Annotated in this window: 18 protein-coding genes; 11 read left to right on the forward strand and 7 right to left on the reverse strand. The window is 72.0% G+C overall.

Annotated features, from left to right (window positions below; genetic code table 11):
* The first annotated feature begins 31 nt into the window (after nt 1-31).
* The 6 genes from ACF08N_RS20190 to ACF08N_RS20215 all read left to right on the forward strand — a co-directional run bounded on the left by ACF08N_RS20190 (nt 32) and on the right by ACF08N_RS20215 (nt 7,581).
* Nucleotides 32-967, forward strand: a complete 936-nt coding sequence (locus ACF08N_RS20190) for an ABC transporter ATP-binding protein (RefSeq protein WP_392326014.1) — start codon at nt 32-34, stop codon at nt 965-967.
* Nucleotides 968-1,082: 115 nt separating this feature from the next.
* Entirely contained in the window at nt 1,083-2,072 is a 990-nt protein-coding gene (locus ACF08N_RS20195) for a LysR family transcriptional regulator (RefSeq protein WP_392325984.1), read from the forward strand.
* 336 nt (nt 2,073-2,408) lie between these two features.
* Nucleotides 2,409-3,998: an ABC transporter substrate-binding protein gene (locus tag ACF08N_RS20200; protein ID WP_392325985.1), complete on the forward strand. Its 1,590-nt coding sequence runs from the start codon at nt 2,409-2,411 to the stop codon at nt 3,996-3,998.
* 94 nt (nt 3,999-4,092) lie between these two features.
* Nucleotides 4,093-6,333, forward strand: coding sequence for an FG-GAP repeat domain-containing protein (locus ACF08N_RS20205; protein ID WP_392325986.1), 2,241 nt, complete (start codon nt 4,093-4,095; stop codon nt 6,331-6,333).
* 197 nt (nt 6,334-6,530) lie between these two features.
* Nucleotides 6,531-6,866, forward strand: coding sequence for an ArsR/SmtB family transcription factor (locus ACF08N_RS20210; protein WP_392325987.1), 336 nt, complete (start codon nt 6,531-6,533; stop codon nt 6,864-6,866).
* Nucleotides 6,841-7,581 (forward strand): cation transporter, encoded by a 741-nt coding sequence (locus ACF08N_RS20215; RefSeq protein ID WP_392325988.1) that lies wholly within the window; start codon nt 6,841-6,843, stop codon nt 7,579-7,581. Before ACF08N_RS20210 ends, ACF08N_RS20215 begins: the two co-directional genes overlap by 26 nt.
* An 18-nt stretch (nt 7,582-7,599) precedes the next feature.
* Here the strand turns inward: ACF08N_RS20215 and ACF08N_RS20220 are convergent, their stop codons facing one another.
* Nucleotides 7,600-7,740, reverse strand: a complete 141-nt coding sequence (locus ACF08N_RS20220; RefSeq protein ID WP_392325989.1) for a hypothetical protein — start codon at nt 7,738-7,740, stop codon at nt 7,600-7,602.
* Between the two features lie 136 nt (nt 7,741-7,876).
* Between ACF08N_RS20220 and ACF08N_RS20225 the strand changes: the two genes are divergently transcribed.
* Nucleotides 7,877-8,380 (forward strand): hypothetical protein, encoded by a 504-nt coding sequence (locus tag ACF08N_RS20225; RefSeq protein WP_392325990.1) that lies wholly within the window; start codon nt 7,877-7,879, stop codon nt 8,378-8,380.
* Here ACF08N_RS20225 and ACF08N_RS20230 read toward each other — a convergent pair.
* The 4 genes from ACF08N_RS20230 to ACF08N_RS20245 all read right to left on the reverse strand — a co-directional run bounded on the left by ACF08N_RS20230 (nt 8,319) and on the right by ACF08N_RS20245 (nt 12,467).
* Nucleotides 8,319-9,341 carry a LacI family DNA-binding transcriptional regulator gene (locus ACF08N_RS20230; protein WP_392325991.1) on the reverse strand — a complete coding sequence of 341 codons (1,023 nt, stop codon included), beginning with the start codon at nt 9,339-9,341 and terminating at the stop codon, nt 8,319-8,321. The two genes, ACF08N_RS20225 and ACF08N_RS20230, sit on opposite strands and share 62 nt — an antisense overlap.
* A gap of 73 nt (nt 9,342-9,414) precedes the next feature.
* Nucleotides 9,415-10,242 carry an ATP-binding cassette domain-containing protein gene (locus tag ACF08N_RS20235; protein WP_392325992.1) on the reverse strand — a complete coding sequence of 276 codons (828 nt, stop codon included), beginning with the start codon at nt 10,240-10,242 and terminating at the stop codon, nt 9,415-9,417.
* The gene (locus ACF08N_RS20240; protein ID WP_392325993.1) at nt 10,239-11,261 is read right to left on the reverse strand and encodes an ABC transporter permease; all 1,023 of its coding nucleotides are present in this window, start codon (nt 11,259-11,261) and stop codon (nt 10,239-10,241) included. The genes ACF08N_RS20235 and ACF08N_RS20240 overlap by 4 nt, the downstream gene beginning before the upstream one ends.
* A 189-nt stretch (nt 11,262-11,450) precedes the next feature.
* Complete coding sequence (locus ACF08N_RS20245) at nt 11,451-12,467, reverse strand: sugar ABC transporter substrate-binding protein (RefSeq protein WP_392325994.1); 1,017 nt, start codon at nt 12,465-12,467, stop codon at nt 11,451-11,453.
* Nucleotides 12,468-12,767: 300 nt separating this feature from the next.
* Here ACF08N_RS20245 and ACF08N_RS20250 point away from each other — a divergent pair, with 300 nt between their 5' ends.
* Entirely contained in the window at nt 12,768-13,772 is a 1,005-nt protein-coding gene (locus ACF08N_RS20250) for a carbohydrate kinase (protein WP_392325995.1), read from the forward strand.
* Between the two features lie 354 nt (nt 13,773-14,126).
* Nucleotides 14,127-16,706: a GH32 C-terminal domain-containing protein gene (locus ACF08N_RS20255; protein ID WP_392325996.1), complete on the forward strand. Its 2,580-nt coding sequence runs from the start codon at nt 14,127-14,129 to the stop codon at nt 16,704-16,706.
* Nucleotides 16,707-16,835: 129 nt separating this feature from the next.
* Here ACF08N_RS20255 and ACF08N_RS20260 read toward each other — a convergent pair whose 3' ends face one another.
* On the reverse strand, nt 16,836-17,516 hold the full coding sequence (locus ACF08N_RS20260) for a pyridoxamine 5'-phosphate oxidase family protein (RefSeq protein WP_392325997.1): 681 nt from the start codon (nt 17,514-17,516) through the stop codon (nt 16,836-16,838).
* 172 nt (nt 17,517-17,688) lie between these two features.
* Here ACF08N_RS20260 and ACF08N_RS20265 point away from each other — a divergent pair, with 172 nt between their 5' ends.
* Nucleotides 17,689-18,429, forward strand: coding sequence for a PP2C family protein-serine/threonine phosphatase (locus tag ACF08N_RS20265; RefSeq protein ID WP_392325998.1), 741 nt, complete (start codon nt 17,689-17,691; stop codon nt 18,427-18,429).
* A 418-nt stretch (nt 18,430-18,847) separates the two neighbouring features.
* Entirely contained in the window at nt 18,848-20,134 is a 1,287-nt protein-coding gene (locus ACF08N_RS20270; protein ID WP_392325999.1) for a protein kinase, read from the forward strand.
* A 48-nt stretch (nt 20,135-20,182) separates the two neighbouring features.
* On the opposite strand, the gene ACF08N_RS20275 is transcribed toward ACF08N_RS20270, so the two are convergent.
* Nucleotides 20,183-21,373, reverse strand: a complete 1,191-nt coding sequence (locus tag ACF08N_RS20275; RefSeq protein WP_392326015.1) for an MFS transporter — start codon at nt 21,371-21,373, stop codon at nt 20,183-20,185.
* Nucleotides 21,374-21,495: the final 122 nt, after the last annotated feature.

Genomic DNA, 21,495 nt, shown 5'->3' on the forward strand with positions numbered 1-21,495 from the left:
GCAACCGCTGCTCTCCCTTCGGAACGTGTCGATGGCCTTCCCGGCCAAGCGGCGCGGGACCGCACCCGTGCGGGCCGTCGACGGCATCGGCTTCGACCTGGCCGCTGGGGAGACGCTCGGGCTGGTCGGGGAGTCCGGCTGCGGCAAGTCCACCACCGGCCGCATGATCGTGCGGCTACTCGAACCGACCGCCGGCTCCATCTCGTACGACGGCCAGGACATCAGCCACCTCTCGCAACGCGAACTCAAGCCCCTGCGACGCGAACTGCAGATGGTCTTCCAGGACCCGCACTCCTCACTCAACCCACGGCAGACCGTGGCCAGGATCATCTCCGATCCGCTGATGGTGCAGGGCAGTTCGGCGGCGGAGGCGCGGCAGCGCGCCGTCGAGCTGATGGATCTGGTCGGTCTCATCCCTGAGCACGTCGACCGCTATCCCCACGAATTCTCGGGCGGCCAGGCCCAGCGCATCGGCATCGCCCGCGCGCTGGCCACCGGCCCCCGGCTCGTCGTCGCCGATGAACCGGTCTCCGCGCTCGACGTGTCCGTCCAGGCCCAGATCGTCAACCTGATGGAACGCCTACAGCGGGAACTCGGCCTGGCCTACCTCTTCATCGCCCACGACCTGTCGGTGGTCAAGCGGGTCTGCGACCGCGTCGCCGTCATGTACCTGGGCCGCATCGTCGAGATCGGCGACAAGGAGCGGGTGTACGCGGCCCCCGCCCATCCCTACACGCGCGCCCTGCTCTCCGCCGTCCCCCTGCCCGACCCCGCCGCCGAACGGACCCGCGAGCGCATCACGCTCCTGGGCGACCCGCCGAGCCCGGCCGCGCCCCCGCCCGGCTGCACCTTCCACCCGCGCTGTCCCAAGGCGCGGGACCTGTGCCGCACCGAGGCACCGCTCCTGCGGATCGCCGCACCGGGCGAGGCGCGGAAGGTCGCCTGTCACTTCCCAGAGGCAGCCTGAGCGGCCGTGCCCCCGGTTCGAACGCGGGCCCTCAGTGCTGTGTGACATTTCACACAGCATTGAGGGAGGACAGCCCCTGACCGAAAGCGGTCGTTCCTCCATAACATCCGACGCCATGGATCTGGAGGTACGGCACCTGCGTCTGGTGTGCGCGATCGCCGAGGCCGGCAGCCTCACCCGGGCCGCCGCCTCGCTGCGCATGACCCAGCCGGGGCTGAGCGCACAACTGCGCCGCATCGAGGCCATGCTCGGCGGTGCCCTGTTCGAACGGCGGCAGGCGGGGGCGGTACCCACACCTTTCGGCGAGCTGGTGCTGGCCAAGGCCCGCTCCATCCTGCCGGGCATTGACGAACTGCTCGCGGACACCGCCCGCGCGGCTCATGACCTGAGATCCCCCTGCCGCATCCGCGTGGGCTCCGTCGGCGCCCCTCTGCTCGGCCATCTCGTCCTGGCGGTAAGGGAGTCGCTGCCCGGTGCCGAGGTGACGTCACGCTGCCAGTACTCGCCCGTCACCCTCCTCGACGAGCTGGCCGCGGGCCGTCTGGAGGCAGCGGTCCTCGGCGACCACCCGGAGCAGGAGCTCACGCCACGTGACGGGGTGGTCCTGGTCCCGCTGGTCACCGAACCGGTCTTCGCCCTGCTTCCGGCAGCCCACCGGCTGGCCGGGGGAACGCCCGCCCATCAGCCCGTATCCCTCGCCGAACTCGCCGAGTACGACTGGGCGGTGCCGCGGCCCGACGGTGACCGCACCCGCGAGTACTGGACCTCCGTCTGCGCGCTCGCCGGACGCCGCCCCTCGACCCCGTACGAGGCCGAGGGGCGCCAACTGATCGAACTGGTCCGCGCCGGTCTGGCCGTCAGCCTCTGCCAGGCCACCTTCCTGCCACTGCCCGGCGTCGCCGTCCGCCCCCTGGCGGGAAACCCCCTCTGGTACCGCCACATTCTGGCGTGGCACCGTGACGGCCCTCTCGCCCCCCACGGCGACACCCTCCTGCGCGCCGTCGCCACCGGCTACCTGAAATCCTGCGCCACAGCCCCCGTCTACGCCCGATGGCGCGAACAGCACCCGCACGCGGCGCGCGTGAGAGTCCCCGACGCCGCCTGAGGCTGGGCGCGTGGCGAAAGGGCCGACGGCGCCGAGGCAGCAGAAGCCGCCAGAACACGTCTCCTTGCCCTTCTGGCGGGCGGCCCGCACCAGCTGATCCAGCCCGATCGCGACTTCCTTCTGCCCACGGACACGGCGACCAGGATTGACCCGGACCGTTCCCAGGGCAGCTGTCCGGGCTGTCCGGTTACGGACGGCCGCAACGTGCACGGCTCGGCGCTCAACTCCAGCTCCCACCTGCAACCGATCGGAGTTCGGCCGGGGAGCCCTCTGACTTGTAGCATTCGGCGGGGCCATCGCCACCCCATGGCACAAGCGAATCAGAGGCACAGTTCTGTGAAGGCACGTAACAAGTGGCTGACCACCCCGCTCGCGGCGGGGCTGGCGGCCGGCCTGTTGAGCGGCTGCGGTGACCAGGAGGGCGGTGCCGGTTCCGACGGCAGCGGCTCGCTGGTCATCGGAATGTCGGACGAGGTCCTCGCCACTGATCCGGCGGCAGGCTACGACCCCGGTTCCTGGCTGCTGTTCAACAACGTCTTCCAGTCGCTGCTCAGCTTCCCCAAGGGCAGCTCCACCCCACAGCCGGAGGCGGCCGAGCGCTGCACCTTCGACGAGGGTGGCAGCACGGTCTACCGCTGCACACTGCGCGACGGTCTGACGTTCAGCAATGGCAACCCTCTGACGTCGAAGGATGTGAAGTTCTCCTTCGAGCGTGTGCGGAAGATCGCCAGCGACGCGGGACCCATGCCGCTGCTCTCCACCATCGGCAAGATCGAGACGCCGGACGCGAAGACGGTCGTCTTCAGGCTCAAGGTCCCCGACGCCACGTTCCCGAGCAAGATCGCCTCGGGCGCCGGCTCCATCGTCGACCACCGTGAGTACGAGGCCGACGCGCTGCGCACCGACGGCAAGGCAGTCGGCTCGGGGCCGTACAAGCTCGACTCGTACGGCAAGGACGAGGCGGTCTTCTCGCTCAACTCCGACTACCGGGGCACCGCCAAGGCGCAGAACTCGGGCATCACCCTCAAGCTCTTCCACAGCGACCAGAAGGCGCTGGCATCGGCGCTCGGCGAGGGGCGGGTCGACATCGCCTACCGAGGACTGGCCGCGGACGACATATCCGAGCTCCAGGGCTCGGCGTCGGCCGACGCCCAGGGGATCGACGTCATCGAGGGCACCAGCGCAGAGGTGCATCACCTGGTCTTCAACCTCGACGACCCGGTCGTCGGCAAGCTCGGGGTGCGCAAGGCCATCGCGTATCTCATCGACCGCGACGCCCTGGTCCGGGACGTCTACCAGTCCACGGCAACCCCGCTGTACTCGATCGTCCCGGCCGGCATCACCGGCCACAACACCGCCTTCTTCGACCTGTACGGCGGCACTCCGCAGCCGCTCCGGGCGAAGCAGGCGCTGCGCTCCGCCGGCATCGACGACAAGGTGAAGCTCACCCTCTGGTCCACGCCGAGCCGCTACGGCCCCGCGACCGACCAGGAGTTCAAGGCGATCGCCCAGCAGCTCAACGAGAGCGGCCTGTTCGATGCGACGGTCGAGTCGGTCGGATTCGAGCAGTACGAGAAGGACATCGCGGCCGGGAAGTACGGCGTCTACGCGAAGGGCTGGATCCCCGACTACCCCGACCCCGACAACTTCACCCAGCCCTTCTTCGGCCCGGACAACGTCCTCGGCAACAACTACCAGAACAAGAGGATCACCGGCTCGATCCTCCCCCGGACCGCCGCCGTCGCCGACCGGGCCGCCACCGAGCAGCAGTACGGGGAACTCCAGGACCTGGTCGCGGCGGACCTGCCCATCCTGCCGCTCTGGCAGGGCAAGCAGTACGCGGTGGCCTACCGCGACATCACCGGCCTGGAGTGGACCCTGGACGCGTCGACCGTCTTTCGCTTCTGGGAGATCAAGAAGGCCTGACCCGCAACACGTACAACCACCCTCCCTCATCGCACGTCTGATCGAGCGGTACGCACCGGTGTACGTACCGCTCGGCTCATCAGGAGGGACTTCCTTGGCTTCCGTACGCACCACCCGACGCCGTCTCGGCGCCTCCGTCGCCACCGTTCTCGCCGTGACGGTCGGTGCCGGCGGCCTGGCCTCACCCGGGGCCGTGGCCGCTCCGGCTGCCGTGACCGGGGCCGCCACCAGCGCCACCGCCACCGCCACCGACGAGGCGAATCTGCCGCTCGGCGCCGAAATCGTCAGCACCGGCGACACCGGCTACCTCACGTCCCGGAAGGACGACTCCGGCAACACCGTCCTGGAGTGGTACAAGTACGCCGACGGCTCGGTGCTGCCGATCAACACCGGCACCATGGGCCACGACAGCAACTCCGACATCGTCGTGACCAGCGACGGCGGCAGCATGGTCTTCCTGCGGGACATGAAGGCCGGCGCCACCTGGTCCACGTACTTCAACCTCGCGTCCGAGTTCAAGCCCGGGTCGAAGCTGGTCGGGGTGGTCGGCGAGAACCTCTTCGTGAGCGTTCCGACCACCGAGGACTACCACGAGCTGTGGCAGCTCGCCCGCGTCAACGGGATCGCCAAGAAGACGAAGCTCTCGTCCCGCACCCGCAACCTGGACTACAAGGTCGTCGCCTCCACCGGCTACGACCTCATCGTCCTGGGCAGCGAGCGGGTGTACTCGGGGGCGGGCTTCCGGACCACGTGGTGGACGGCGAGCACGAACGTCAACAGCGGCGCGGTCATCGACTGGGGCGGGTCGTCGGGCACCGGCCCATGGAACCAGAACTCGACGGGCGCCTACACCGCCGACTACAAGGCATGGGTCCAGTACCCGCTGGCCGGGGGCACCGAGATCGTCGTCTCCAACGGCAAGCGGTTCCCCATGGACAGCTCCATGAGCGGCGTCGTCATCGCCGGCATCGTCGGGGACGTGCTCCTCTACGGCGTCCCGGGCACCACCGCCGGGGAGACGCCGAGCCCGCTGTACGCGCGGAGCCTCACCGACACCACCGCTGCTCCGTACAAGCTCCTGGACAATTTCTCCAGCGTGGCCCACGCCCCGGACGGGGCCGTGTTCGTGCGCGGCTTCACTGGTGCCGGCGACGGGCTGTTCCGGATCCGGCCCGGGGCCGACGGCGCCCGCCCGGACGTCACGCTCGTGGCGGACACGGGCCGGGTCATGGCCGTCCAGGTGACCGAGTCGAACGTCCCCGGCGCGGTGAACCTGGAGAAGGCGGGCACCACGGTCCCGATGGAGTGGACCCTGTCCCGCGCGAACGCCACCGTGGACCTCACGCTCACGCACACGGCCACCAGCAGGAAGTTCACCAAGCACCTGTCCCAGCCCGCCTCCGACAGCCGCTTCGCCTTCACGTGGGACGGCGTCCTGGACGGCATCAGCGCCCCCAACGGCGCCTACACCTGGGGCATCACCGCCACCCCGACCGACGGTACGGGCGGTCCGGCGACCGCCTCGGGGAGCTTCCAGGTCTCGCGCCAGGCCAACCCGCACGACTACAACGACAACGGCTCGACGGACGTCCTCGCCCGGGACGCCTCGGGTGCGCTGTGGCGGGACGACCTATTCGACTGGCCGTCGGACAACCAGGTCACCACCGCCAAGCGGACGAAGATCGGGGCCGGTTGGCAGGTCTACAACCAGATCGAGGCCGCGGGGAACCTCGCCGGCGTCCCGACGGGTGACCTCGTCGCCCGCGACACCGCGGGCGTCCTCTGGATGTACCTGGGCAAGGGCGACGGCACCTTCGCGACCCGCATCAAGGTCGGCCCCGGCTGGCAGATCTACAACAAGATCACCGGTGGCAGCGACCTCACGGGCGACGGACGCCCCGACCTCCTCGCCACCGACACCTCCGGTGTCCTGTGGCTCTACAAGGGCACCGGCAGCTCGTCCGCCCCGTTCGCCGCCCGCACCCGGGTCGGCGGCGGCTGGCAGATCTACAACCAGATCACCGCCGTCGGCAACATCGCGGGCGGCGCGGCCGGCGACCTCGTCGCCCGCGACACCGCCGGCGTCCTGTGGCTCTACCAGGGCAACGGCACAGGCAACTTCACCGCCCGCGTCAGGATCGGCGGCGGCTGGAACAGCTTCTCCCACCTCGTCGGCGCCGGCGACGCCACAGCCGACGGCCGCCCCGACCTGATCGCCTACGGCGCGAACGGCACGTACGTCTACCGCTCGACCGGCTCGGCGACGGCCCCGTTCAGTCGGCAGACGACCACCCTGTACGCGGGCGAGGGCACCAAGTTCAACAACATCGCCTAGGACAGGGACGGTTCGCACACCCCTTGCACCTCGCACGGGTCCAGCGGGTGTGGCGCGCCCTGGGGTGACGGCCGTTGCCCTCCCCGCCGCGCAGGCGGCGGGGAGGGCTTCCGGCACGGGGCTGGGCGAAGCACGGCAGGACCCGGCGCGAGAGTTCACGATGTCGTGGATTCAAGAATCCGTGTATCGTTCTGCCCATGCTGAGCCTCGCGACCGATCTCGACGCCCTCACCCGGTTCGGCCGGGCCCTGGCCGACCCGATTCGGTGCCGGATCCTGATCGCCCTGCGCGAAGCCCCTTCGTACCCCTCCGATCTCGCCGACGCGCTAGGCATCTCGCGCACCCGGCTGTCGAATCACCTCGCGTGCCTGCGCGACTGCGGGCTGGTCGTCACCGTGCCCGACGGGCGCCGTACGCGGTACGAGCTCGCCGACGAACGCCTCGGACACGCGCTGGACGACCTGCGTACCGCCGTGGTGGCCGTCGAGGCGGGCAAGAGCTGTGCCGATGCCGACGAGAAGGGGTGCTGCTGAGGTGACCGCGATATCCCTCGGGGCGTCCCCGGCCCGCCGTGACGTCCTCGCCAAGCGCATACGGCTGCTGGTCACGGCGACCATCGCCTACAACGTCATCGAGGCGATCGTCGCCATCACGGCCGGGACGATCGCCTCCTCCACCGCGCTGATCGGCTTCGGCCTGGACTCCGTCATCGAGGTCTCCTCCGCGGCCGCGGTCGCCTGGCAGTTCTCCGCCCGCGACCACGCTCTGCGGGACGCGCGGGAGCGGACCGCCCTGCGGATCATCGCCGTCTCGTTCTTCGCGCTCGCCGCCTACGTCTCCGTGGACGCCGTCCGAGCCCTGGCCGGCACCGGTGAAGCCGAACCGTCCCTTCCCGGCATCGTCATCGCCGCGCTCTCCTTGGCCGTGATGCCGTTGCTGTCCGCCGCGCAGCGCCGCGCGGGGCGGGAACTGGGCTCCGCGTCCGCGGTCGCCGACTCCAAGCAGACGCTCCTGTGCACCTATCTGTCGGCCGTCCTGCTCGTCGGCCTGGTCCTGAACGCCACGCTCGGCTGGTCCTGGGCCGACCCCTTTGCCGCGCTCGTGATCGCGGCCGTCGCGGTCAAGGAAGGCCGTGACGCCTGGCAGGGCAAGGGCTGTTGTGCTCCGTCGTCCGCCACCGCTGCGGCGGGTGCCGGCGCGGTCGAGGCGGACGGGTGCGGCTGCCGCAACGGATGCGACTGCTGCTGAGCTTTCGCCTCATCTGCCTTACGCGCCCCGGGAGTCGGCCGCGGCCCGCAGCCCCGACAGGGTGACGGCGACGAGCCTGCGGTTGCCATGCTGATCGGCGTCGCCCTGGTCGTGACGTTCGTGGTGCTGCACCTCGCCGGTGGCGGCATGAGGAGCCACGGGTGACCGTCATGTCGCCGCGCGGGCGCAGGCTCGCCCTCACCGCGCACATCACCGCCTCGCTGGGGTGGTTCGGCGCGGTCGCCGCCTTCCTGGCTCTGGCCGACCCGGTCTCGTGAGCAAGGACGGTCGGACGGTGCGGTCCGTCTACGTCGCGCTGGAGCCGGTCGGCTGGTTCGCCGTCGTGCCCCTGTGTCTGGCGTCGCCGCTGACCGGAGTGACCTGCGCCCTCGGAACGACATGGGGCCTGGCCCGCTACTACTGGGTCGTCGTGAAGCTGATGATCACCGTCCTCGCGCCCCTGGCGCTGCTCGTGCACATGCAGCCGGTCGGCGAACTCGCCTATGCCGCGGCCTCGGCGACCTGGTCCGGCGGTGACCTGCGAGGGCTGCGGGTCCAGCATCGCTGCCGTGCCGCCACCGCCCCGAAGCACTTCGCCTTTTCCTACCACCCGAAAGCAGAACTGTTCAGGAGGGGTTGGCGCCCGCCCTGCGGCAGGTGCCGATCGGTCTCCTGGACCTCATCGGCGTACGACCGGCTGCGACAGGGGCTGATTGACGGGCCCGCCGGGAGACGGATCAGCCGCGCGGGACCGGCAGTTCGCCCGAGCCGCGGGGGATCAGGCGGGTCGGGATGGTGACCGTGCGGGCGCGGGTGCGGTCGCCGTCCAGGCGGGTCAGGGCCGTCGTGGCCGCCGCCGTGCCCAGAGCGGCGGGGTTCTGGGCCACCACCGTCAGGGCCGGCTCCAGTACCTCGGCCAGCGGCAGGTCGTCGAAGGTGACGAGGGCGATGTCCCGGCGGCCGGTACGGGCCAGTTCCGCCACGACCCCGAGCGCCATGATGTTGTTGCCCGCGAAGAGCGCGGTGGGGGGCTCCGGCAGGGACAGCAGGCGGGTCGTGACCGCCGCCGCCGTGCCCTGGTCGTGGGCACCGGTCACCAGCGCGCGGTCGTAGGCGATGCCCGCGTCCTCCAGGGCGGCGCGGTATCCGGCGAGGCGCTCGCGTCGGGTGTACAGCCTCGTGGGCAGGTCACCGACGAACCCGATGCGCCGGTGGCCGCGTTCGACGAGGTGCGCGACGCCCTCCTGCGCGCCGGACCGGTTCGAGCTGACGACGCAGTCGGCGGACAGGCCGACGCCCGGGCGGTCGAGGAAGACGACGGGGAGGCCGGCCGCGCGCTGCGCCTTCAGGTAGGTGTGATCGGCCCCGAACGCCGGCGCGACCATCAGCACACTGACGCGCCGCGCGAGGAACGTCTCGATCAGGGTCCGTTCGCGCGCGGGGTCGTCGGCGGACGATCCCATCAGGAGCGTCAGTCCCCGGTCCCGTACCGTGTCCTCGATCCCGCCCGCGACCGTGCCGAAGAACGGGTTGCCCAGGTCCGGGACGATCAGGCCGATGGTGGTGTCGGGGCCGCCGACACGGATGTTGCGGGCCATCAGGTTCGGCTGGAAGCCCAGCTTCGCCACGGCGGCGAGCACCCGCTCCCTGGTCTGCGGGGAACTCGGCCCGTCCTCGTTGAGCACGCGGGAGACCGTCTTGGCGCTGACGCCCACCTCGCGGGCCACATCGGCGAGGGTCGGGCGTCGTGTCGCGGCCATGTGTCACCGTTCCTGTGTGTGCGGCCCGGTGGTCCCGGCCGGGGCGGGCCGGGTCCCCCGGCGGGGTGCTGCGTCAGTGGGCGGAGACTCCGGCCGCCTTGGCGGCATCGGTGTCCGCCACGACAGTACCGCCGCCCTCCCGCACGCTCAGTGCCCCCGTCATGATGGCGACGACCTCGGCCATCGAGTAGTCGGACGGCTTGATCAGCGCCTCGCGCCGGCCGAGCCGGTGGACGTGGATGCGGTCGGCGATCTCGAAGACGTGCGGCATGTTGTGGCTGATCAGGACCACGGGCATGCCCTTGTCGCGGACCCGGCGGATCAGGTCGAGTACCTGGCCGGACTCCTTGACGCCCAGCGCGGCCGTCGGCTCGTCCATCACCACGACGCTGCGGGCCCAGGCCACGGACCGCGCGACCGCCACCGCCTGCCGCTGGCCGCCGGAGAGCGTCTCCACCGGCTGGGTCAGCGACCGCAGACCGATCTTGAGGTCGGCCATGTGGGCCGCTGCCTCCTGCCGCATCCGCTTCTTGTCGAGCATACGCAGGACGCTGCCGAGGAAGCCGGGCCGGCGCAGTTCGCGCCCGAGGAACATGTTGGACGCGATGTCCATCGAGGCGGCGACGGCCAGGTCCTGGTAGACGGTCTCGATGCCGTGCTGCCGGGCGCTCTGCGGGCCGGTGAACCGGATGGGCTCGCCGTTCAGCCGTATCTCGCCCTCGTCGGGGGTGAGCGCGCCGGTGAGCGCCTTGATCAGGCTCGTCTTGCCGGCGCCGTTGTCGCCGATGACGGCCAGGACCTCGCCGGGCAGCAGGTCGAAGTCGGCGCCGTCGATGGCGGTGACATGGCCGTAGCGCTTGACCAGGCCGCGGGCCTGGAGCACGGGCGTGGTCGTGTTCATCGGGCCTTCTTCCGGGAGATCTGGTCGACGGTCACGGCCAGGATCACCAGCGCGCCGGTGATCAGGGTCTGGTAGATCGAGGCGACGCCCATGAGCTGGAGGCCGTTGCGGAAGACACCGACGATGAGGACGCCGATGAACGTGCCGAGGACGGCGCCGCGTCCGCCGAAGAGGCTGGTGCCGCCGAGCACGACGGCGGTGATGCTGTCCAGGTTGTCGGTCTGTCCGGCCTGCGGGTCGCCGACGCCGGTGCGGGAGATCAGCAGCAGGGCGGCGATGCCGTAGACGAGCCCGGCCAGGGTGTAGATGCCGACGGTCAGCCGGGAGGTGCGGATGCCGTTGAGCCGGGCGGCCTCGGGGCTGTTGCCGAGCGCGTACACGTGCCGGCCCCAGGACGTGCTGCTGAGCGCGTACGCGAAGAGCAGGAACAGGCCGATGGTGACGAGCGAGCCGTACGTGATGTCCGTGTGGCCCAGGGGAAACGTCTCGCCGAGGGCGGTGAGCGGGGCGGGCAGGTCGGTGACCGTCTGCTCCGCCGAGTAGATGTGGGTCAGGGCGAACGCCACGTTCAGCATGCCGAGCGTGACGATGAACGGCGGCAGCGGGATCAGCTGCACCAGCAGGCCGTTGACCAGGCCGAACCCTCCGCAGACGACCAGGCCGAGGGCGATGGCCGCGAGGGGGGACAGGGAGCCCTCCGCGGCCATTTTGGCGATGACGATGCTGCCGAACGCCATGACCGCACCGCACGAGAGGTCGATACCGGCCGTCAGGATGATCAGGGTCTGGCCGATGGCGAGCGTGCCCACGACCATGACCTGCTGCACGATCAGGGAGAAGTTCCCGCCGGTGAGGAACTGCTCGGTGGAGAAGGAGAAGAAGACGCAGGCCAGCACGAGCGCCGCGAGGGGCCCGGCGGTGGGCGCCATGAGCAGCCGGCGGACGGCGGTCGGCCCTTTGAGCTGGGCGTAGGCGGTCGGCGTGGGTGTGGGCGGGGTGGCGGTGGATGTGGCCGTCATCGTGATCCTTGCCAGTGGGTGGGTACGGAGGCGGCGACCCGCCGGGCGGGGGGCGCGGCCCGACGGGGTCCGGCGGAGGCACAGCGGGGTCCGGCTGCGGGCGGGCCGCGCCGCGGGCGGAGCGGCCCTCGCCGGCGGGCGCCGGCCCGCGCGGGGCCGGCGGACCCCGGCGCGCCCGGGGTGCTGGGGCTAGCCCCAGCAGTTCTCCAGGCCGAACGCCGTGTCCTTCGCCTCGACGCCCGCCTGCTGCTTGTCCGTCACGAGCGTGACGCCGGTGTCCGTGTAGCCGGCCGCCTTCTTCCCGTTCTTCGCGAAGTCGGCGACGGCCTGCACCCCCTGCGCCGCCATCTTCAGCGGGTACTGCTGCGAAGTCGCCGCGATCTTCCCCTCCTTGACCGCCCGCGTGCCGGTGCAGCCGCCGTCGACGGAGACGACCAGGACCTTCTTCTCCAGGCCCTTGGCCTTGAGCGCGGTGTACGCGCCGAGCGCGGCCGGCTCGTTGATCGTGTAGACGACGTTGACGTCGGGCGCCTTCTGCAGGCAGTTCTCCATGGCCGTCTGGCCCTTGGCCTGGTCGCCGCCGGTGTCCTGGGCGCACACGACGGCCGGGTCGCCCTCGGCGATGCCGAAGCCCTTGAGGAACCCGTTGTGGCGCTGGACGCCCACGGCCACGCCCGGCGCCAGGTCCAGCATCGCGATCTTCGCCGGCTTGCCCGCCATCGCCGCCTTGGCGTACGCGCCGATCAGCTCGCCCGCCTTGAGGTTGTCGGTGGCGAAGAGGGCGTCCGTGGCGTCCTGCGGCTCGGTCGGGCTGTCGAGGGCGATGACGAGGATGCCCTTGGCACGGGCCTTCTCCAGCGCGGGGACGATCGCCTTCGAGTCGTTCGGCGTGATGAGGATGCCCTTCACGCCGGACGCCACCATGTTCTCCACGGCGGTGACCTGGCCCGCGTTGTCCCCGTCGAACTTTCCGGCCGCGCTGACCAGTTCGACACCGCTCTTCTTCGCCGCCTGCTCCGCGCCCTCCTTCATCTTCACGAAGAACGGGTTGGTGTCGGTCTTGGTGATCAGGCCGACCTTCACCTGGCCGCCGCCTCCGCCCTGGGCACCGGAACCGGAGCCGCAGGCCGTCAGGGACAGGGCCGCCACGGCGGCGCAGGCGGTCACTCGGGCGAGGCCGGAAACGGTGCGGATGCTGCGGGACATGGGACGACTCCCTGCGGGTTCGGGCGAGCGCGGCCGGGACCTGGTGGCGATGGCGCGGCAAGCTGCGGTGCGGCGGAGTGTGGGCTCCGGAAGGAGGGACGAACGCTGTTGGCGGCGGTGCCAACGTTGACTTATGTCATCGTTGACACCGCTTGCCGAGGATGATGGACTCCGCTTCCCGGCAACGTCAATGCCTTGGGACCGTCACAAATCGGCAACGTACGCAGTGGTGCCGAATCCCCGGCCGGCCGAGCGGCACGGCCCTCCCCGCACGCCCGCCTCCCGAAGAGAGAAGCAGCCATGCGCCCGCAACAGGTCACTGTCCTGGGTGAATGCGTCGCCGACGCCTTCACCTCGCCCTCGTCCGCCCCGGACGAACTCTCCCTGCGCGTCCTGCCGGGCGGCGGCCCCGCCAACACGGCCGTCGCCCTCGCCCGCCTCGGCACTCCGGCCCGTTTCCTCACCCGGCTCTCCGAGGACGTCTTCGGCCGGCTCTTCCGCTCCCACCTGGAAGCCTCCGGCGTCGACCTGTCCGGCGCGATACGGGCGGCCGAGCCCAGCACCCTGGCCGTCGCCGAACTGGACGGCCAGGGCCAGGCGGCGTACTCCTTCCACGCCGAGGGCACCGCCGACTGGCAGTGGACACGCGCCGAGCTGGCGGCGACCGGCCTGGACGGCACCGCCTGCCTGCACTCGGGGTCCCTGGCGCTGGTACGCGATCCGGGCGCGCCCGCGGTCGAGGAGTTCCTCGCGCGGGCGGCCGCGACGGCGACCGTCTCCGTCGACCCCAACGTGCGGCCACTGCTGGTCGACCCGGACGTGTACCGGCGGCGGCTGCCCGACTGGTGCGCCGTCGCCGACATCCTCCGGCTCAGCGAGGAGGACCTGGAGCTGCTGCTGCCGGGAACGGACCCCGAACGCGCCTGCGACGCCTGGCACATGGCCGGAGTGCGGCTGGTCGTCGTGACGCGAGGCTCTCGGGGCGCCCTGGCGTCGCTGGACGGGGAACGGATCACCGTGCCCGCGCCGGCCGCGCGGGTGGTCGACACCGTGGGCGCGGGCGACTCGTTCACGGCGGGGTTCCTCCACCACCTCGGCTCCCGGGGGCTCCTCGGGGGGCGGCTGGACGGCCTGCGGGTCGAGGACGTCGCCGAGGCGTGCGCCTTCGCCGTCCGGGTGGCCGCCCTGACCTGCGCGGTCGCGGGTCCCAATCCGCCGTGGGCGCACCAGTTGACGCCGGACGCCGCCGTCGCCTCTGCCTCCGCCTCCGCCTCCGTCGCCGCCTCCGCCGCCGCCGCCGAGTAGCGCGTACGCGTAGACGTTCCCGGGCTCTCTCCCGGCCCGTTCCAGGGTCGCCCTCGGGCCCCGATTCCGCGTAGTCCCGGCCCGATTCCGGGTCGTCCGGGCCCGTTTCCCGCCCGTTCCCGCCGGAGCGATTTCCGTCCGGGCCGTTGACGCGCCCGTGACGCCACGCCCATCATCTCTGCTCAGCCGGTGTCATCGCTGACACATGTCAGCGATGACACACCCGCGTTGCCGACTCGCTTCCTCCGGTTCGGCAACGGGATCCCCGACCCGGCGGACCTCCCCGCACCGCGGCGTACCCCCATCGCATCGCGGCGCTCCGTGCCACGGATGGTCCGCACCACAGGAGACACCATGAGCTCTGGACGTGTTGTCCGGCGTGGCCCCGTACGGCTGTTCGCCGCCGTGGCCACCGTATGTGCCCTGACCTCGACCGCCGTCGCGCCGCAGTCCTTCGCCGCCGACCGCCCGCCGTTCACCGAGCCCCACCGGCCGCAGTTCCACTTCAGCCCCGAGAAGAACTGGATGAACGACCCCAACGGGCTGGTCTACTTCCAGGGCGAGTACCACCTCTTCTACCAGTACAACCCGAGCGGCAACACCTGGGGCAACATGTCCTGGGGCCACGCCGTCAGCAAGGACCTGGTGCACTGGGAGGAGCTGCCGCTCGCCATCCCGCACGACGACGAGGAGATGGTCTTCTCCGGCAGCGCGGTCGTCGACCGGGACAACACCTCGGGGTTCGGCACCCGGGAGAACCCCGCCATGGTCGCCGTCTACACCAGCGCCTACAAGGACGGCGGCAAGCAGGCCCAGTCGCTGGCGTACAGCACCGACCGCGGCCGCACCTGGACGAAGTACCCGGGGAACCCGGTCCTCGACATCGGGTCGAAGGAGTTCCGCGACCCGAAGGTCCAATGGCACGCTCCCACCAGGAGCTGGCTGATGACGGTGTCCCTGTCGACCGAGCACAAGGTGCGGTTCTACTCCTCCAAGGATCTCAAGCACTGGACGCACCTGAGCGACTTCGGCCCCCAGGGCGCGGTGGGCGGTGTGTGGGAGTGCCCGGACCTGTTCCCGCTGCCCGTCGACGGGGATCGTTCGCGGATCAAGTGGGTCCTCGTCGTCAACATCAACCCCGGTGGCATCGCCGGTGGTTCGGCCGCCCAGTACTTCGTGGGCGACTTCGACGGCAAGCGGTTCGTCCCCGACGACGACGGCTCCTACACGCCGCCGGCCGGTCTCGTGATGCAGGACTTCGAGCGGTCCGACTACGGCTCCGAGAGCGGCATGTGGGAGACGACCGGTACGGCATTCGGCGACGGGCCGGTGAAGCTGCCCGCGGACGCGCCGCCGGGAGTCACCGGTGTCGAGGGCACCGGGTACGCCGACAGCTTCCACGGCGACGACGCCGCCACGGGCACCCTCACGTCCCCGGCGTTCACCGTGGACAGCCCGTACGTCAACTTCAAGGTCGCGGGCGGCCGCCATCCGCACGACCCCGCCGCCGTCCCTGGTGACACCCCGCCCCCGCCGCCCGCCGGGACCGTACTCGCGGACTTCGAGGGCGAGGGGTACGGGGACTGGACCACCACGGGCGAGGCGTTCGGCGACGGCCCGGCCGCCGGGACGCTGCCCGGCCAGCACCAGGTGTCCGGCTGGATCGGCGGCGGGCTGGTGAACACCTTCCTCCGGGGCGACGCGACCACCGGCACGCTCACCTCGCCCGACTTCACCGTCGACAAGGACTACCTCAACTTCCTGGTCGGCGGCGGAAACCACGCCTCCTCCTCCGACGCCCCGACCGCTGTGCGGCTGATCGTCGACGGCAAGGTCGTGCGCAGTGCGAGCGGGAAGAACACCGAGGAGCTCAACTGGGCGTCGTGGGACGTGCGGGAGCTGGCCGGCCGGACGGCACGCATCGAGATCGTGGACGCCAACACCGGCGGCTGGGGCCACATCAACGTCGACCACATCATGCTGTCCGACACCCGGGCACGGCCCCGTTCGACGGAGACCGCCGTCAATCTGCTCGTCGACGGGAAGGTCGTGCAGAGCGTCACCGGCTCCGACAGCGGGGCCCTGGACTGGGCGTCGTTCGACCTGCGTGCCCACGCGGGCAAGCAGGCGCGGATCCAGCTCGTCGACAGGAACACCGGGGGCTGGGGACACGTCATCGCCGACCGGTTCGTCGCCGCCGACGAGCCCGCGGTGCCCTCCGTACGGCGCGCGGACTGGGTCGACCACGGCAAGGACTACTACGCGGCCGTGTCGTGGGAGAACGCGCCGGACGGCAGGCGCCACATGATCGGCTGGATGAACAACTGGCAGTACGGCAACAGCATCCCCACCTCGCCGTGGCGCAGCGCGCAGAGCATCCCCCGGGAGATGGCGCTGCGCACGGTCGACGGGAAGGTCCGGCTGACCCAGCGGCCCGTGCGGACGCTCCCGTCCCTGCGCCAGGGGCCGGCCGTCACGGCGGAGGGCGTGGAGGTCACGGGCGGCTCGGTGCGGCTGGCGGGGGGACGCGCCGACGGCAAGGCGCTGGACATCGACGCCACGTTCTCCCTGCGGGACGCCGAGCGGTTCGGCCTGAAGGTCCGCACCGGTGCCAACGGCCAGGAGACGGTCATCGGCTACGACGCCGGGACCCAGGAGCTGTACGTCGACCGCACCAGGTCCGGAGCGGTGGACTTCAGCAGCGACTTCCCCGGCGTGCAGCGCGCACCGCTGAAAGCCGAGGACGGCAAGGTCAGGCTGCGCATCCTCGTCGACTGGTCCTCCGTGGAGGTGTTCGGCGGACAGGGGGAGGCCGTCATCACCGACCAGATCTTCCCGGACGAGGCCGGCGAGGGCGTGGAGGTCTTCGCGGAGGGCGGCTCGGCGCGGCTGGACAGGGTGATGGTCCATCACCTGGGGTCGTACCGGGACTGACCGGGCTGCTCAGGTCGCCGAGGGGTGACCGTCGCGGGGCGTGGGCCGCCGAGGGGTGACCGTTGCGGGGCGTGGGCCGCGCGGCGGTCGCCGCGCGGGGTGGGTGCGCCGGCCCCTTCGCGGCCCGGCTCAGCCGGTGCGGGTGCCGGCGCGCGCGGTGATGTGCGGAGGCGGTGCGATGCCGTCGGGGAGCAGCGGGTCCGCCTCCGGCTCTCCCCATACGGAGGTCAGCGGCAGGACACCGGCCCAGATCCCGAGGGAGGCATCGGGGCCGTCGCCGTCGTCGGGGCCACCGGTGCGTATCTTGACCGACGCCTCTTCCAGGGAGAGGGCCAGCAGTGCTGTCGCCGCGAGTTCCTTGCGGCTGGGCCGGCGTGCGTAGTCCCACTGTCCGGGGGTCGCGTGCTCGGTCAGACAGCGCAGGCCCGCGAGTTTCTCGTCCGGGTCCGTGACGAGACGGGGGACGCCGTGGATCATCGCGCTGCGGTAGTTGACGCCGTGCTCGAACACCGACCGCGCGAGCACCAGGCCGTCCACGTGCGAGACGGTCACGCACACCGCCGCCCCGGGCGAGGCGACGAGGCTGCGGCCGGCGACGGAGCCGTGGACGTAGAGGTGCCGGCCGTCGCTGCCGTAGACGGTCGGCACGACCATGGGCGCTCCGTCGACGACGACCCCCAGGTGGCAGAGGAAGCCCGCCTCCAGGACGGCGTCGAGCTCCGCGCGGTCGAGGCGTCCCTGCTCGCGCAGGCGGCGATGGCGGGTGCGGTGGGTCTCGGGGAGGGCGGAGGGCAGTTGCTCGTCGGACACGTCGCCTCTTTCGCCGGGGGTTCGTAGCCCAACGATATCGACTGTCCAGTCCTCGATGAACAACGAAATCCGCACAATCGCCGCTCTTGATGCAACGAAACCGCGCCCGCCCCGGCGGCGTGACAATGGAGACGAGGACATCGCCTTCCGGCAGGGAGAGGCGGACATCGCCATGCAGTACACAGCCGTGACTGCCCTGAGCCACGTCGGGCTGATCCGCGAGCACAACGAGGACAGCCTGGTGGTCGGCCCGTGGACGCTGTGCGGGACCGTGACCGAGAACCCCCAGACCCTGGTGTTCCCCTTCGGCAGTCCGCTCGTCGTCGCGGTCGCCGACGGGCTCGGCGGGCAACCCGGCGGCGAGGTGGCCAGCGCCCTGGTCGTCCGGCGCCTCGCCGCGCTCGGCCCCTCGCTGGACGGCGAGGAGGCCGTCCGTGATGCCCTGAAGATCTGCAACCACGAGGTGTACTCGGCCGCCGACGGCGAGCCGGACCTGTTCATGATGGGGACCACCGTCGCCGGCGCCGTCCTGCTCGCCGAGTCGGTGCTGACGTTCAACGTCGGCGACAGCAAGGTGTACGACGCGACGGGCGAGGGGCTGCGCCAGGTGAGCGTGGACGACAGCCCGCCGCCGCCCCCGGGCCGGCGCACCACGTCGGCGGTGACACAGACACTCGGCGGCATGCCCGCGTTCCGGGCCGTCACCCCCCATGTCACGGTCTCGGCGCTGTCCGGCGGCAACCGCTACCTGGTGTGCAGCGACGGTCTGACGGACCCGGTACCGGACGAGGCGATCGGCGACCTCCTGCGGGTCCACGACGACGGCCGGGCCGCGTTCGAGCTGTGGAAGGCGGCGATCGAGGCGGGCGGCCCGGACAACATCACGCTCGCGCTCGTCCGCGTCAGCGCGTGAGGCCGGCGGGCGCCGGCTTGGCGGACGGCCGTTCGCTCCACTGTCCGTGAGACCACGCGCGCCCTCGCGGCCGCCAGGCCGGTCAAGGCGCGGGCCTGTTCATCGTCATGACGGACCAGGAGGCCACGGGTCAGCGCGTCGGCATCTTGCGTGCGGCGGGCGGGAGTTCGCGGCCGACGCGTCGCCGTGGGCGTCTCCCGGTGTCTCGCGCGCCTCTTGCGGCGTTGTCACGCCGCCTCTTCCGGTGGCCTCGCGCGTCGCGTAAATGCCCGCGCGTCCGAGGCACTCGTCCGGGCTGGCTAGGCTTACGGTCGCCCCGACTCCTTCACCGTTTCTCCTTGCGGAGGCCGAGGGCGGCTCGCGACAGGTCCGGAGTGAGGTTTTGGTGCAGCAGGTGCTGGTGGCTGATCGATACCGGTTGGATGCCCGCATTGGGCAGGGCGGCATGGGGGAGGTCTGGCGGGGCTCCGACGAGGTGCTCGGCCGGCCCGTGGCCGTCAAGCTGCTCCTCGGGGAGAACGCCGACCCGCACGCGGCGGCCCGCTTCCGCATGGAGGCGCAGACCGCGGCGCGGCTGAACCACCCCGGTGTCGTCTCGGTGTTCGACTTCGGGACGTGGGACGGCCGCTTCTATCTCGTGATGGAGCTGGTCGAGGGCCGGAGCCTGGCCGAGGAGCTGGCGGACGGCGGGCCGCTGGCGCCGGAGCGGGTCGCGGCGGTAGCGGCCCAGGCGGCGGCAGGGCTCGTGTCCGCGCACCGGCAGGGCATCGTCCACCGGGACATCAAGCCGGGGAACCTCCTGTCCGACACCGAAGGCGTCGTGAAAATAGGCGACTTCGGGATCGCCCGGTTCGTCGACGACCCGTCGGCCGCGCTCACCACCGCCGGCCAGATCGTCGGCACGAGCCTGTACCTGGCCCCCGAACGGGCCCTGGGCCGCACCGCGGAGCCCGCATCGGACGTGTACTCGCTCGGCTGCGTCCTGTACCAACTGCTCACCGGGCGGCCGCCGTTCAAGGCCGACACCCCCACCGCGACGCTCTACCAGCACATCGACGCGGCGCCCGTGCCGCCGCTGGAACTCGGCATCGGGCTGTCGCCCGCGTTCCAGAACTACCTGCTCGTGATGCTGGCGAAGCAGCCGGAGGACCGGCCGACCGCGGACGAGGTCGCCGCCTGGTTCGCCTCCGACGCCTGGCAGGGGCGCTCGCAGCCCATGCCCACGCCGCAGCCCATGTCGGCCCAGCCCGTTCCGCCGCAGCCCGCCCGGCCCGTCCGGCCCACCGCGACGCCGTCGGCGGCCGCCACCGGCCCGGTCGGCTCTGAACCCGGCCCCGCGACCACGTACATGCTGCCCGGCGCGGCCCCGGCGTCCGGCACACGCACCGCGCTGCGGGCGCTCGCCAGGCGCCGGCCCCGGGTCACCGCGGTGGTGGCGGGAGCGCTTGCCTTCGCGACTGCCCTGCTGATCGGGATGGCGTTGTTCTCGCCCGACGAGAGCCCGGCGGACACCCCGCTCACCGGCGAACCCGGTCCGTCGGTCTCGGAGTCCCTCACCAGCGGCGCGGACGCCTCCCCCGCCGCCGAGAGCCCCGCCGCCGGACAGCCGGCCGAGCAGCCCGCCGACGGCCGGGTCGAGGCCGACGACGAGGCGAAGGACGCCGAGCGTGAGGACAAGAAGAAGCGGAACGACAAGGACGACTGACGCGTCCGGCACCCGGCCCGCCACAACCGGCACCTGCGGCGGGTTCGGTCACACGGACTGCCCCTTGGGGGAGAGGCGGCGGCCGTGGGGCCGCGGCACCGTGCCGCGCGTCCCCGTCCCGAGGGCCAGGGCCGCGGCGAGCGCCGACACGGCGGCGAGGAGCACGAACAGCCTCTCGTAGCCGCCGAGTACACCCGCCAGCGCGGTTCCCGCGAAGGGCGCCAGCGCGGTGGCGACGGTGACCGGGGCAGCGAGCAGCGCGGACCTGTGGGCGTAGCGGGTGGTGCCCCAGCGGTCGGCGACGGCGGTGGCCTTGAGGAGTGTCAGGTTCCCGCGGACCGTGCCCGCCACGACCGCGAGGGCCACGAGCAGCGGATACGGCCCGGGGACCACCGCGAGCGCGCCGGTGGTGACGCCGCCCGCCGCGAGGAACGCGACCGTCCGGGCGCGGGCGCCGGTGCGCCGCGCGACGGCCCCGTACAGCATGCGGCCGAGGGTCTGTCCCACGCCGCCGAGCCCCAGGGCCCAGGCGGCGGCCGTGGTGGAGACGCCCCGGCCCATGAGGAGCGGGACGAGGGCGATGACCACGCAGTACATCGCGAACCCGGACAGCGTGAACGCGGCTGCCAACAGGAGGAAGGGACGGCTTCTCGTCACGGCGCCCGGAGCGTCGTCCGCCGCCCGGACGGGCTCCGCGGGCGCCGGCGGCCAGGGTCCCCGGAGCGCGAGGGCATGGGCGGGGACGGTGACGGCGGCGAGAATCGCGGCCAGTACGGCGTAGGTGGCGCGCCAGGAGAGGTGCTCGGCGAGGGCGGCGGTCACGGGGGCGAAGACGGTGGAGGCGAGGCCGCCCGCGAGGGTGACGACCGTCAGGGCCCGTACGCGCTCCTCGCCCCACCAGCGCGTGAGCGCGGCGAAGGCGGGCTGGTAGAAGGTGGCGGCCATCGCCACGCCCACCAGCAGCCAGCCGGCGGTGAATCCGGCGAGTCCGGGGGCGTACGCGAGCACGAGCAGCCCCGCGACGGCGAGGACGGAGCCACCGGTCATCACCGCGCGGGGGCCGCGGGCGTCGAGGACGCGTCCGATGGGTACACCGGCGACCGCCGACACGAGCAGGGCGGCGGAGAAGGCCCCGGTGGTGGCGGCCGGCGTCCATCCGGTGTCCGCCGTGACGGCGGGGACGAGGACGGGGAAGGCGTAGTAGAGGACGCCCCAGCTGGTGATCTGCGTGGCGCACAGGGCGGGGAGGGCGGCGCGGGGGGGGGGGGGGGGCCCCCCCCCCCGGGGGGGCCCCCCCCCCCCGGGGGCCCCCCCCCCGGGGCCCCCCCCCCCCCCGGGGGGGGGGGGCCCCCGGCCCGGGC

The organism is Streptomyces sp. NPDC015127, assembly GCF_043080095.1.
GTDB lineage: Bacteria > Actinomycetota > Actinomycetes > Streptomycetales > Streptomycetaceae > Streptomyces.